Genomic DNA, 12132 nt, shown 5'->3' with positions numbered 1-12132 from the left:
AGCTCAAGCTCGACGAAGGCGAGAACTTCCGCCTGATCGAGAAGCTGCAGAAGGAAGCGAAGTTCGACGGCGCGGACGAAGTCGTGACGATCGACGGGCTGCGCGTCGAATATCCGGACGGCTTCGGTCTCGCGCGTTCGTCGAACACGACGCCGGTGGTCGTGCTGCGTTTCGAAGCCGAGACGCGCGAAGGGCTCGAGCGCATCCAGGCGGACTTCCGCCGCGTGCTGACGGCCGCGAAGCCGGACGCCAAGCTGCCGTTCTGAGTTCGCGCGGCCTGCGGGCCGCGGCCGGCGCGACGCCCGAGCCGACAGCCGGGCGATCCGTCGCGCCATTTCCGAAAAGCGGCGCACGCGTACTGCGTGCGCCGCTTTTTGCCTGTGTGGTTCACCGGGCGCGATAAAATCGCGTCTTTATGCCTGTCGCCGGCCGTCCGCCGGCGTTTTTTCAGCGTGCAAAAGATCCTGATCGTGCGCGTGTCGTCGCTGGGCGACGTCGTGCACAACATGCCCGTGATCGCCGATATCCGGCGTCGCCATCCCGACGCGCAGATCGACTGGCTGGTCGAGGAAAGCTTCGTCGACCTCGTGCGGCTCGTCGACGGCGTGCGTGAAGTCCTGCCGTTCTCGCTGCGCCGCTGGCGCAAGAAACCGTTGTCGGGTGCGACCTGGCGCGAGATCCGTGCGTTCCGCAAGCGCCTCGCGGCCGAGCAGTACGACCTCGTGATCGACTGCCAGGGTCTCATCAAGACGGCCTGGGTCGCGAGCTGGGCGCACGGCCCGCTCGTCGGCCTCGGCAATCGTACCGAAGGCGCGGGCTACGAGTGGCCCGTGCGCTTCTTCTATCGCAAGCGCGTGCCGATCGCGCCGCGCACGCACGTGGTCGAGCGGTCGCGCCAGCTCGTCGCGGCCGCACTGGGCGACCCGGCGCCGACGCCGGCCGACCCGGTCGAGTTCGGCCTCGACACGCGTGCGGCCGCGCTCGCGGTCGCGGCGCTCGGGCTGAACCTGCCGGTGCCGTACGTGGTGTTCGTGCACGCGACGTCGCGCGCCGACAAGCAGTGGCCGGACGCCGCGTGGATCGAGCTCGGCCAGGCGCTCGTGCGGCGCGGTGCGTCGCTCGTGCTGCCGTGGGGCAACGACGCGGAGCGCGCGACCGGCGAGCGGCTCGCGAAGGAGTTCGGTGCCGCGGCGATCGTGCCGCCGAAGCTGTCGCTGCCGGCCGTGGTCGGTCTGATCGACGGCGCCGCCGCGACGGTGGGGGTTGATACAGGTCTGGTTCATATCGCGGCCGCGCTGAAGCGTCCGACGGTCGAACTGTACAATTTCTCGACGGCCTGGCGGACCGGCGGCTACTGGTCGCCGGACGTCGTCAATCTCGGCACGGCGGGGCAGCCGCCGTCGATCGCGCAGGTGAAGGCGGCGCTCGCGGGCTTCGGCCTGCTGTAATGCCCGTCATGCCTGCCTTGTCTGTCACGCACGCGAATCGACCATGAGCGAATCCCAGATCATCGAAGTCCCGTCCGCCGATTGGAGCGGTCACAACCTGTCGGCGCCGCGCGAGCAGTTGCTGGCCGCGGTCGAGGAAGGCAAGGTGCTGTATTTCCCGCACCTGCGCTTCGCGATCGAGGGCGGCGAGGAAGCGCTGCTCGATCCCGCGCTCGCCGATCCGAAACGCAAGAACATCAGCCTCGCGCCGAACGGTGGCGCGCTCGCCGGCGTGCTCGGCGACAGCGTCACGCAGTCGGCCGTGCGCGCGCTGGTCGCGCGCTTCCAGCAGCAGGCGGGCACGCTCGTCGACGGCCTGTTTCCCGAATACCGCGGCAAGCTGCGCGTCGCGCCGACGAGCCTGCGGCTGATGCAGGTCGAGACGCGCCAGACGTCGTGGCGCAAGGACGACAGCCGGCTGCACGTCGACGCGTTCCCGTCGCGGCCGAACTACGGCGAGCGGATCCTGCGCGTGTTCACCAACGTGAACCCGGCCGGCCAGCCGCGCGTATGGCGCGTGGGCGAACCGTTCGAGGACGTCGCGAAGCGCTTCCTGCCGAAGATCCGGCCGCAGTTGCCCGGCTCGGCGTGGCTGCTGAACCTGCTGCACGTGACGAAGTCGCCGCGCAGCGCCTACGACCACCTGATGCTGAACCTGCACGACGGGATGAAGGCCGATCTCGACTACCAGAAAAACTGCCCGCAGCAGACGATGCCGTTTCCGCCGGGCAGCGTGTGGATATGTTTCTCCGATCAGACTTCGCACGCTGTGATGTCCGGTCAGTTCATGCTCGAGCAAACCTTCTTCCTGCCGGTCGACGCGATGGTGCGCCGCGAATGCGCACCGCTCGGCATTCTCGAACGCCTGACGGGCAAGGCACTCGTTTGAGCGCGCGCCTGCTTCGTGGCAACACGGGAGCCCGCGCATGCTGAGGGCGATCTATCGGGCGCTGTGGTGGCTCGTCGCGCCGGTCGCCGTCATCCGGCTCTTCGTGCGTTCGCGCAAGGAGCGCGGCTATCGCGAGCATATCGGCGAACGCTTCGGCCACGTCGCCGGCCGCTCGCCGGACGATCGCGCGCCGCTGATCTGGGTGCATGCGGTGTCGGTCGGCGAGACGCGCGCCGCGCAGCCGCTGATCGATGCGCTGATGCGCGCGCGCCCCGACGCGCGCGTCCTGCTCACGCACATGACGCCGAGCGGGCGCGCGACCGGCGAACAGATCTTCGGCGATCGCGTGCTGCGCTGCTATCTGCCGTACGACATGCCCGGCGCGGTGCGGCGCTTCCTGCACGCGTGGCGGCCGACGCTCGGCCTCGTGATGGAAACCGAGGTGTGGCCGACGCTGATCGACGAGTGCCGGCGCGCGGATGTGCCGCTCGTGCTGACCAACGCGCGGATGTCCGCGCGTTCGTTCCGGCGCGCGGCGAAGTTCGGCACGGCCACGCGCGATGTGTTCGGCGGTTTCTCGCGCGTGCTCGCGCAGAGCCCGGCCGACGCGGAGCGGCTGACGTCGCTCGGCGCGCGCAACGTGACGGTGCTCGGCAACCTGAAGTTCGACATGACGACGCCGCCGGAGCTGGCGGCGCGCGGCCATGCGTGGCGCGACGCGATCGGCACGCGGCCCGTGTGGGTCGCGGCCAGCACGCGCGAGAACGAAGAGGCGCTGGTGCTGCAGGCGTTCGCCGCGATGCGCACGCCGGGCGCGCTGCTGATTCTGGTGCCGCGTCATCCGCAGCGTTTCGGCGAAGTCGAGGCGCTGGTCGAGCGCGGCGGGTTCAAGTGCGTGCGGCGCTCCGCGTGGGCCGCCGATGCGGCGGCACTTGCGGCCGGGCGCCCGGCAGCCGAGCCGCTGCCGGCCGACGTGACGGTGCTGCTCGGCGATTCGATGGGCGAGCTCGGCGCGTACTACGCGGCGGCCGACATCGCGTTCATCGGCGGCAGCCTGCTGCCGCTCGGCGGGCAGAACCTGATCGAAGCGTGCGCGGTCGGTGTGCCGGTGTTGCTAGGGCCGCACATGTTCAACTTCACGCAGGCGAGCGCCGATGCGATCGCGGCCGGCGCGGCGATGCAGGTCGCCGATCCGCTCGATCTCGCGCACGTGCTCGACGCGCTGTTCGCCGACCATGCGCGACGTGTCGCGATGGGCGCGGCCGGCGCGGCGTTCGCGTCGCGCCATCGCGGCGCGACCGCGCGTTCGGTCGACGTGCTGGCGGCGCTGTTGCCGCCGGTCGAGCGCGGCGCGGGCGCGACCGAGGACGCGCAGGACGCGGCCGACGACTAGACGGCGGCGGCGCAATGCCGCCGGGCAGGCGAGGCGGCCGCGTGTGCCGCCTTGCCGCTCAGACCGTCAGCAATCCCTTCTTCTCGATGAACGCGATCACGTCCGCGACGCCTTCGAGCGCCTTCAGGTTCGTCATCACGTAAGGCCGCTCGCCGCGCATCTTCTTCGTGTCGGACGCCATCACGTCGAGGTTCGCGCCGACGAGCGGCGCGAGGTCGGTCTTGTTGATCACGAGCAGGTCGGACTTCGTGATGCCGGGGCCGCCCTTGCGCGGAATCTTCTCGCCGCCGGCGACGTCGATCACGTAGATCGTCAGGTCGGACAGTTCGGGGCTGAAGGTCGCCGCGAGATTGTCGCCGCCCGATTCGATGAACACGATGTCGGCATCGGGAAAGCGCGACAGCATCCGGTCCACCGCCTCGAGATTGATCGACGCATCCTCGCGGATCGCCGTGTGCGGGCAGCCGCCCGTCTCGACGCCCATGATGCGCTCCTCGGGCAGCGCGCCCGCGACCGTCAACAGGCGCTGGTCTTCCTTCGTATAGATGTCGTTCGTGATCGCGACGAGGTCGTAGCGGTCGCGCATCGCCTTGCACAGCATTTCGAGCAACGTGGTCTTGCCGGAGCCGACCGGGCCGCCGATGCCGACGCGCAGCGGCGGCAGTTTCTTGGTACGGCGGGCGGAGGAGGGAGCGAATGCGTTCATGGCGGGTATCGGATTCAGGAGCGGAACAACCGCGAATACTGGGTTTCGTGCCGCGCGGACAGGATGCCGAGCTGCGGCGCGAACGTGTTGATCGCATCGGGCGGCGTGGCGAGCGCGCGGCGCACGGTCGCGTCGATCGCGCCGCGCAGCGCGACGATGATGCGTTGCCCGGCGAGCTGGCCGAGCGGCACGGCCTTCAGCGCGGCCGACATCTGGTTTTCGACCCAGCCGAACGCGTACGCGGCGAGCGTCGCGTCGGCGCCGGCGTCGTGTGCGGCGGCCGCGTATGCGAACGCGGTCGGCAGCGCGATCGGCGACAGCGACGCGAGCGTCGCGCGGCGCGCGGCATCGCCCCATTCGAGCGACGCGCACAACTGCGCGAGCGACCAGCCCATCTGTTCCGTCTCGCGGCGCAGCTCGGCCGATTCGCGGCTCGCGACGAACCACGCGTTCTCGGCGACGAGCGCGTGCGTGTCGTGCGTCTGCCAGCGGGCGAGCTGGTGCGCGAGGAACGGCAACTCGCCGTGCGCGAGCACGTCGGTCAGGCCGCTCGCGATCCAGTCGCGCGCGGAATCGGCGTCGCGGATCAGGTTCGCGTCGAGCGCGGCTTCGAGGCCCTGCGAATAGCTGTACGCGCCGATCGGCAAAGCGGGTGACGCGAGATGCAGCAGCGCGACGAGCTCAGTGGTGGTCATGACCGTGGTGGCCGTGCGTGCAGCCCGGACCATGCTGATGATCGTGATCGTGATCGTGATCGTGATCGTGGTGCTCGCCGAATACCTGCTGCGCGAGCGCGTAGTCTTCCGCGAACGTCGCATCGTGACCGTGCTTGTGGCCGCCGCCGTACGCGCCGGCTTCCGGCTGGAACGGAGCGCGCGTCTCTTCGACCTGCGTGCCGAGCCGGCGCAGCATGTCCGCGAGCACGGGATCGGCTTCGAGCTTCAGGTAGCCGTCGCCGATCTCGACCGGCGTGTGGCGGTTGCCGAGGTGATACGCGGCGCGCATCAGCGTGAGCGGATCTGCGGCACGCACGAGCAGCACGGTCTCGGGGGCCGCGGCGATACGCACGAGCGCGCCGTCGTCGGCGACGAGCACGTCGCCGTCGCGCAGCACGGTGCCGCGCGGCAGCAGGACCGCGACTTCTTCGCCGGTGTCGAGCGTCGCCGCGAGGCGGCTCTTGCAGCGGGCGTCATAGGCGAGCGTGAGCGTCGGCGCGCGCGCGACGAGCGACGCGGCGAGCTTCACGTTCGGGGCAATGCGTTTGTCGAGGGTGCGCATGAAACTGAGGATTCCAGATCAGAACAGGAAATAGCGCTGCGCCATCGGCAGCACCGTTGCCGGTTCGCAGGTGAGCAACTGGCCGTCGGCGATCACGTCGTAGGTTTCCGGATCGACGCTGATCGACGGACGCCATGCGTTGTGGATCATGTCGGCCTTCGTCACGTTGCGGCAGTTGCGCACCGGCACGATGCGCTTCGCGAGGCCGTAGCGCTCCGCGATGCCCGCGTCGGCGGCCATCTGCGACACGAAGGTCAGCGACGTGCGCGCGAGCGCCCCGCCGCGCGTCGCGAACATCTCGCGATAGTGAACCGGCTGCGGCGTCGGGATGGAGGCGTTCGGGTCGCCCATCTGCGCGACGGCGATCATCCCGCCCTTGAGGATCATCGACGGCTTGATCCCGAAGAACGCCGGCTCCCACAGCACGAGGTCGGCCCACTTGCCGGGTTCGATCGAGCCGACTTCGTGCGCGATGCCGTGCGTGAGTGCCGGGTTGATCGTGTACTTCGCGACGTAGCGCTTCGCGCGGAAGTTGTCGTTGCGCGCGTTGTCTTCCGGCAGCGCGCCGCGTTGCACCTTCATCTTGTGCGCGGTCTGCCACGTGCGGATGATCACCTCGCCGACGCGGCCCATCGCCTGCGAATCGGACGACAGCATCGACAGCGCGCCGAGATCGTGCAGGATGTCCTCGGCCGCGATCGTCTCGCGGCGAATGCGCGATTCGGCGAACGCGAGATCCTCCGCGATCGACGGATCGAGATGGTGGCACACCATCAGCATGTCGAGATGCTCGTCGAGCGTGTTGATCGTGTACGGGCGCGTCGGATTGGTCGACGACGGCAGCACGTTCATCTCGCCGCACACCTTCAGGATGTCGGGCGCATGGCCGCCGCCCGCGCCTTCGGTGTGGTACGTGTGGATCGTGCGGCCCTTGAACGCGGCGACCGTCGATTCGACGAAGCCGGCTTCGTTCAGCGTGTCGGTGTGGATCGCGACCTGCGTGTCGGTGTCGTCGGCGACCGACAGGCAGTTGTCGATCGCGGCGGGCGTCGTGCCCCAGTCCTCGTGCAGCTTCAGCCCGATCGCGCCGGCCGCGATCTGCTCGACGAGCGGCTGCGGCAGGCTCGCGTTGCCCTTGCCGAGAAAACCGAGGTTGATCGGCCAGCCGTCGGCCGCCTGCAGCATCCGCTCCATGTGCCACGGGCCCGGCGTGCAGGTCGTCGCGTTGGTGCCGGTGGCCGGCCCCGTGCCGCCGCCGAGCATCGTCGTGACGCCCGACGCGAGCGCTTCGTCGATCTGCTGCGGGCTGATGAAGTGGATGTGCGTGTCGATGCCGCCCGCGGTCACGATCAGCCCTTCGCCGGCGATCACTTCGGTCGCGGCGCCGATCGCGATCGTCACGCCCGGTTGAATGTCGGGGTTGCCCGCCTTGCCGATCGCCGCGATGCGGCCGTGCTTGATCGCGATGTCGGCCTTCACGATGCCCCAGTGATCGAGGATCACCGCGTTCGTGATGACGGTATCGGGCACGTCGGCGGCCACGCGCTGCGACTGGCCCATCCCGTCGCGGATCACTTTCCCGCCGCCGAATTTCACTTCCTCGCCGTACGTGGTGAAGTCGCGTTCGATCTCGATCAGCAGTTCGGTATCGGCGAGCCGGACGCGGTCGCCCGTCGTCGGCCCGAACATTTCCGCATACGCGCGGCGGCTCAAGCGTAGTGTCATGTGCTGTTCCTGAAGAGCGGGGCGCGGCTTACAGCGGCCCCATCACCTTGCCCTGAAAACCGTAGACGGCGCGCTCGCCCGCGAGGGCGACGAGTTCGACGGTGCGCGTCTGGCCCGGCTCGAAGCGCACGGCGGTGCCGGCCGCGATGTTGAGCCGGAAGCCGCGCGCGGCCGCGCGGTCGAACGACAGCGCGTCGTTGACTTCGAAGAAGTGGTAGTGCGAGCCGACTTGCACCGGGCGGTCGCCGGTGTTCGCGACGACGAGCGACAGCGTCGCGCGGCCCGCGTTCAGTTCGTGTTCGCCGTCGTCGGTGAGGATTTCGCCGGGGATCATGCGGGGCCTCACGGAATCGGGTGATGGACGGTCACGAGCTTCGTGCCGTCGGGGAAGGTTGCTTCGACCTGGATGTCGGGAATCAATTCCGGCACGCCGTCCATCACGTCGTCGCGCGTGAGCAGCGTCGTGCCGTAGTGCATCACCTCGGCGACGGTCTTGCCGTCGCGCGCGGCTTCCATCAGCGCCGCGGTGATGAAGGCCACCGCCTCCGGATAGTTGAGCTTCAGGCCGCGCGCGCGGCGGCGTTCGGCGAGCAGCGCCGCCGTGAAGATCAGCAGCTTGTCCTTTTCGCGGGGAGTCAGTTTCATGAAGGCAGGCGTTCAGGAAAACGTAATTTTTATCGGTGCGTACGCAACCGGGCAGGGGTGCGGACCATCGTAGCACCGCGCTGTTTTGCGTGCGTCGTGTATCGCTTATGTAAGCAGCAAGGTGCGTGCCATGTGCATCAGACGCGCCGTCATGCGCGTTCGTGGTGCGTGATGCGTGCGGAGTGTGCGTCGCGTGTCGTGGCGTTGCGCCGAAACGGTGCGTGACGCGTGCGCGTTCAGGTTTGCCAGAGACGCAGTGGCCGAGCGTCGACACCGTGCACGATGGGGCGCAAGTGAAGCCAGCAGTCGGTGAAGTGGCGCTGCAGCGCTTCCATCGACGTCGCCAGCGCGCGCACCAGTACGACGCCGGGCGTCACGCAGGTGGCGCCGGTGCGGAGCGTCTCGTCGAACGGCATGCGCGCGGCGAGCGCTTCGGCGAGTGCCGCGTCGCACGCGGCGCCGGCCGCCCACAACGTGCCGTAGGCGGGAAAGCCGGCGAGGCCCTGCAGCGCGCCGCGCAGCGGGTCGCGCGCGTCGAGCAGCGCGCGCTCGGTCCACAGCGGCCGGCCGTCGGCATCGACGAGCGCCGAGCTCGACGCGATGCGTCCGGCCGACCACGTTTCGCCGGCCGCCTGCCGGCCGAGCTGCGTCGCGTCCCAGCCGATCGCGCTCGCGCCGTTGCCGAGCGTCACCTTGAAGTCGAGCGCGGCGTGCGCCGCGTCGAAGAACAGGTTGTTCTGCGGCAGCCAGTCGAGCTTCGCGTGCGCGCCGACCGTGATGCCGATGCGCTGCGTCGCATCGAGGCCGTTCGACTTGTACCACTTGGTCGCGCCGGGCGTCGTCAGCACCGCGTGCGTGCCGTCGCCGAGCGCGATGTCGATGTCGAGCCGGTCGCCGCCCGCGACGCCACCCGGTGGGTGCACGATAACCGCATGGCAGATCGCATCGCCTTCCGGGTACAGCGGCCGCTGCACGCGCAGCGGGCCGTCGTGCAGCCGGTGCGCGAGCGTCGTGCGCGCGCCGTGCCGCTCGAAGCCGAGTTCGAGGCGGCCGCGCCACGACTTGGCGACGGCGGGGCGGGATAACGAGGCATGCGAATCGGGGGCGGACATCGGCGGCGAACGGGAAACGAGGAAGCGGGTGCGAAGAACGTGGATGCTACCGGAACAATAATGCAGATGCCGCGTGCGTAGGAAGCACCGGGTTAGGTCGCATCGCCAATCCTCCGCGTGACCAGCATGACCGAACATGTTTGATGGCATGCCATGCAGTGGATCGTCAGAACAGTGCGACGGGCCCGCGATGCGAGAATGGTGGCACGCTGCTGGCTGGTTTATTCCTGGCTCGGCGGCATGGTGTCGATCTCCATGTTGGCTGACGCATGTTCGTCGTCCAGCGTGGCGAATTTCTCGCGGAGCGCCGACTCCTGCTGTGCGAACACCTCCGGTTTTTTCTTTTTGAGATTTTCGAGGTTGATGAGCTTCCATCTCAGGGCCGGCAACTCGCGCAGATGCGCGTATGGCATCAAGGACCAGTCTGGCTCGGCCCGGACCAGCGATATCAGGAATCGACGATGATTCTCCGTGAGCGATGCGGGTAGTTCCCGATGGAGCCGTTCCTGTATTGTTTCGAGCACCGCCAGGTCGACGGGTTCGACCGTCATGCCGACGAAATCGGCGTCATAGGCCTCTGCCATCGAATGCTTCGGTCCAAACAACACCTCGTGAATCGGCCTGTTATGCCCGGACAGGTAGCCCACGAACGCATCCACGATATCCGGGCGCAACCCGTGGTGCGAATACATATGCATCACGTCGAAAAGATCGCGCGGATGCTGGCGATCCAATGCGGCCACTAGCTTGCTGCCGTAGAGCTCCGCGTCGTGAAGCGTCGGGACTGCGATGCTGGTGCTGAAGGTGTCCTCGGCTTGCTTCGTGAGGAGCCGCCGGACGGGGTCGAGTAACGTGCCGCGGAATATGTAGTTGACCTCGACCTTGACGGCGGTCGCGCCGGAAATGACCACGAGCTTCACGTCGTCGCCCTTCGCTTTTCCGGATGAGGAGGCGGCCGAGAACTCCGTCGCATGTCCCTCGGCCTCGATGTGCTTCCGGGCTCGATTCAGTTCGTGGTTGATCGCATCGAGCGCTTCTTCGCGGTTCAGGCCTCGATCGGTGAACACGACGTCGATATCGACCGACAGACGTGGCATGTCATGGAGAAAGAGGTTTAGCGCGGTACCGCCCTTCATCGCGAAGCGCGGCGTGTCGAAGACGATCGGTGCAATCGAGAGCATCAGCCGGACGGTGTCCACATAGGTCTGGTTCATCACGGTTTGAGTGTGAGTCGCTTGCCGTTTTTCATCTTGTTCGACCATCGCGTGCCTTCGCCGAGACGGTTGACGTGCTTCTGGAGCTCTCGTGCCCACGGAAAGTCCGCACCCTGTCCAAGATCCCGCACCAGTCGTACTACCTTCACGCTCGTACAGTGATGTAGAAGCACGTCCAGCGTTTTGACGCGCAGGTTGCGCAATCCGATCACCAGGTTGGATGCTTCCTCTAACGACTGCCCCTTTCCGATGTCGCTTGCAAGCTCCAGTATGGCCCGCTCCGGCACGGAAACAAGCACGTCGGGTCCCCCGGCGGGAAGCTGCGTTAGCCCGTACGAATAGGGCAACGATTCGTCGAACAACGCGGTGGTCTGGTATGTGTAGTGCATGTGCTCTGCGACCCATGAGGGGATGCGATAGGGTCTCGAGCCCCAGAGAATGACTTTCTCTTTGAATGCGATGTTGTGGCGAACACCTTGCCAGGCGAGGGCTGTTTTGCCGCCGACGTGGATGCCGGGGACGCGTCGGCCAAGATACGCGATGATGCCGTCCCGCGAGGGCGTGTCGCCAGTCAGTAGGTAGGTACCTTTTGAAAGGCGTTGCAGCCAGCCGGACTTGACCATATGCGACGCCAAAGCCGCGCTTACGCCCATGTTCCGAAGCATTTCGGAATCGATGGGGTAACCGCGCAGGGTCTCCTGCATCAACCGCTGGACTGTCTTGTTGCTCATCGTGGCGTGACTAGGGCGTTGTCTGTTTGCAGTATATATAGACTATGTTTGATTATCTGCAATTTTATAACGCTATCGCGCCGGATTCGCCGGATCCCGTCAGACCTCAAACCACGCCTCGGAAAGAGCATGATCCGGAGGCGTTGACTGCATGCGGGAAATGCACAGTTTATTTGATAATCCGAAAATATTTAACGCAAGAATAATAAGGGTCCGAATTAACTGATCGTCGACAGCAGGCTGCCACCGGTGTCCATCACACCGCAATCAACTCGCGCACGCCGTCCGCTTCCATGTCCCGCGCATCACCCCCCGCGACGACCTCGCCGCGACTCATCACCCAGTAGCGGTCCGCGATCGAGCGCGCGAAGTCGTAATACTGCTCGACGAGCAGCACGGTCATCTTCGATTCGTCGACGAGCTGGCGCAGCGTGCGGCCGATGTCCTGGATGATCGACGGCTGGATGCCTTCGGTAGGCTCGTCGAGGATCAGCAGTTGCGGCTCGCTCATCAGCGCGCGGCCGATCGCGAGCTGTTGCTGCTGGCCGCCCGACAGGTCACCGCCGCGCCGGGCGCGCATGTCCTTCAGCACCGGGAACAGGTCGTAGATGCGGTCGGGCACTTTCGACGGCGCCTTGCGGCTGGCCGCACCGACGAGCAGGTTCTCCTCGACGGTGAGTCGCGGAAAGATGTCGCGGCCCTGCGGCACGTACGCGAGCCCGGCCGCGACGCGCGCATACGGCGGCAGTGCGCCGAGCGCCGTGCCGCGCCACGACACGCTGCCGCTTTTCGCGGCGACGACGCCCATCAGGCAGCGCAGCAGCGTGCTCTTGCCGACGCCGTTGCGGCCGAGCAGCACGGTGAGCTTGCCGTCGTCGGCGGCGAGCGTCACGTTGCGCAGGATATGGCTGCCGCCGTAGTACTGGTTCAGTGCATCGATCTTCAGCATCGC

Annotated in this window: 13 protein-coding genes and 1 pseudogene; 4 read left to right on the top strand and 10 right to left on the bottom strand. The window is 67.3% G+C overall.

Going from position 1 to position 12132, the window contains the following annotated elements:
* The 4 genes and pseudogenes from O1Q03_RS24260 to waaA all read left to right on the top strand — a co-directional run.
* Positions 1 to 266, top strand: a pseudogene (locus O1Q03_RS24260) (phosphomannomutase/phosphoglucomutase); the annotation flags it as partial.
* Between the two features lie 186 nt (positions 267 to 452).
* Positions 453 to 1448: a lipopolysaccharide heptosyltransferase I gene (gene waaC / locus O1Q03_RS24255; protein WP_269506549.1), complete on the top strand. Its 996-nt coding sequence runs from the start codon at positions 453 to 455 to the stop codon at positions 1446 to 1448.
* A 43-nt stretch (positions 1449 to 1491) separates the two neighbouring features.
* Complete coding sequence (locus O1Q03_RS24250) at positions 1492 to 2376, top strand: Kdo hydroxylase family protein (RefSeq protein ID WP_269506548.1); 885 nt, start codon at positions 1492 to 1494, stop codon at positions 2374 to 2376.
* 37 nt (positions 2377 to 2413) lie between these two features.
* Positions 2414 to 3769 (top strand): lipid IV(A) 3-deoxy-D-manno-octulosonic acid transferase, encoded by a 1356-nt coding sequence (gene waaA / locus O1Q03_RS24245; RefSeq protein WP_269506547.1) that lies wholly within the window; start codon positions 2414 to 2416, stop codon positions 3767 to 3769.
* A gap of 58 nt (positions 3770 to 3827) precedes the next feature.
* On the opposite strand, the gene ureG is transcribed toward waaA, so the two are convergent.
* From ureG to urtE, 10 genes are all read right to left on the bottom strand, one after another.
* Positions 3828 to 4475 (bottom strand): urease accessory protein UreG, encoded by a 648-nt coding sequence (gene ureG, locus O1Q03_RS24240; RefSeq protein WP_269506546.1) that lies wholly within the window; start codon positions 4473 to 4475, stop codon positions 3828 to 3830.
* A gap of 14 nt (positions 4476 to 4489) precedes the next feature.
* The gene (locus O1Q03_RS24235; RefSeq protein ID WP_269506545.1) at positions 4490 to 5170 is read right to left on the bottom strand and encodes an urease accessory protein UreF; all 681 of its coding nucleotides are present in this window, start codon (positions 5168 to 5170) and stop codon (positions 4490 to 4492) included.
* Positions 5157 to 5753, bottom strand: a complete 597-nt coding sequence (gene ureE / locus O1Q03_RS24230; protein WP_269506543.1) for an urease accessory protein UreE — start codon at positions 5751 to 5753, stop codon at positions 5157 to 5159. Before ureE ends, O1Q03_RS24235 begins: the two co-directional genes overlap by 14 nt.
* A gap of 18 nt (positions 5754 to 5771) precedes the next feature.
* Positions 5772 to 7478 carry an urease subunit alpha gene (gene ureC / locus O1Q03_RS24225; protein WP_269506542.1) on the bottom strand — a complete coding sequence of 569 codons (1707 nt, stop codon included), beginning with the start codon at positions 7476 to 7478 and terminating at the stop codon, positions 5772 to 5774.
* Between the two features lie 28 nt (positions 7479 to 7506).
* Positions 7507 to 7812, bottom strand: a complete 306-nt coding sequence (locus O1Q03_RS24220; RefSeq protein WP_011544772.1) for an urease subunit beta — start codon at positions 7810 to 7812, stop codon at positions 7507 to 7509.
* Positions 7813 to 7820: 8 nt separating this feature from the next.
* On the bottom strand, positions 7821 to 8123 hold the full coding sequence (locus tag O1Q03_RS24215; protein WP_269506541.1) for an urease subunit gamma: 303 nt from the start codon (positions 8121 to 8123) through the stop codon (positions 7821 to 7823).
* Between the two features lie 236 nt (positions 8124 to 8359).
* The gene (locus O1Q03_RS24210) at positions 8360 to 9235 is read right to left on the bottom strand and encodes an urease accessory protein UreD (protein ID WP_269506540.1); all 876 of its coding nucleotides are present in this window, start codon (positions 9233 to 9235) and stop codon (positions 8360 to 8362) included.
* Positions 9236 to 9456: 221 nt separating this feature from the next.
* Positions 9457 to 10449 carry a nucleotidyl transferase AbiEii/AbiGii toxin family protein gene (locus tag O1Q03_RS24205; RefSeq protein WP_269506553.1) on the bottom strand — a complete coding sequence of 331 codons (993 nt, stop codon included), beginning with the start codon at positions 10447 to 10449 and terminating at the stop codon, positions 9457 to 9459.
* Positions 10449 to 11180: a type IV toxin-antitoxin system AbiEi family antitoxin domain-containing protein gene (locus O1Q03_RS24200; protein ID WP_269506539.1), complete on the bottom strand. Its 732-nt coding sequence runs from the start codon at positions 11178 to 11180 to the stop codon at positions 10449 to 10451. Before O1Q03_RS24200 ends, O1Q03_RS24205 begins: the two co-directional genes overlap by 1 nt.
* A 256-nt stretch (positions 11181 to 11436) precedes the next feature.
* A complete protein-coding gene (urtE, locus tag O1Q03_RS24195; protein WP_269506538.1) occupies positions 11437 to 12129 on the bottom strand; it encodes an urea ABC transporter ATP-binding subunit UrtE in 693 nt (230 codons plus the stop codon).
* Positions 12130 to 12132 lie beyond the last annotated feature (3 nt).

Origin of the sequence: Burkholderia sp. IMCC1007, from assembly GCF_027257875.1 — a bacterium.
Taxonomy (GTDB): domain Bacteria; phylum Pseudomonadota; class Gammaproteobacteria; order Burkholderiales; family Burkholderiaceae; genus Burkholderia.
The sequence above is the reverse complement of the archived record's forward strand: the minus strand, read 5'-3'. Positions and strand labels throughout refer to the sequence as shown.

Bases quoted from the DNA above. Each gene is read 5' to 3' on its own strand.
- ureC (WP_269506542.1), bottom strand. From the start codon at position 7,478: ATGACACTACGCTTGAGCCGCCGCGCGTATGCGGAAATGTTCGGGCCG.
- waaA (WP_269506547.1), top strand. From the start codon at position 2,414: ATGCTGAGGGCGATCTATCGGGCGCTGTGGTGGCTCGTCGCGCCGGTC.
- O1Q03_RS24250 (WP_269506548.1), top strand. From the start codon at position 1,492: ATGAGCGAATCCCAGATCATCGAAGTCCCGTCCGCCGATTGGAGCGGT.
- O1Q03_RS24220 (WP_011544772.1), bottom strand. From the start codon at position 7,812: ATGATCCCCGGCGAAATCCTCACCGACGACGGCGAACACGAACTGAAC.
- urtE (WP_269506538.1), bottom strand. From the start codon at position 12,129: ATGCTGAAGATCGATGCACTGAACCAGTACTACGGCGGCAGCCATATC.
- O1Q03_RS24200 (WP_269506539.1), bottom strand. From the start codon at position 11,180: ATGAGCAACAAGACAGTCCAGCGGTTGATGCAGGAGACCCTGCGCGGT.
- ureG (WP_269506546.1), bottom strand. From the start codon at position 4,475: ATGAACGCATTCGCTCCCTCCTCCGCCCGCCGTACCAAGAAACTGCCG.
- O1Q03_RS24235 (WP_269506545.1), bottom strand. From the start codon at position 5,170: ATGACCACCACTGAGCTCGTCGCGCTGCTGCATCTCGCGTCACCCGCT.
- O1Q03_RS24215 (WP_269506541.1), bottom strand. From the start codon at position 8,123: ATGAAACTGACTCCCCGCGAAAAGGACAAGCTGCTGATCTTCACGGCG.
- ureE (WP_269506543.1), bottom strand. From the start codon at position 5,753: ATGCGCACCCTCGACAAACGCATTGCCCCGAACGTGAAGCTCGCCGCG.
- O1Q03_RS24210 (WP_269506540.1), bottom strand. From the start codon at position 9,235: ATGTCCGCCCCCGATTCGCATGCCTCGTTATCCCGCCCCGCCGTCGCC.
- O1Q03_RS24205 (WP_269506553.1), bottom strand. From the start codon at position 10,449: ATGAACCAGACCTATGTGGACACCGTCCGGCTGATGCTCTCGATTGCA.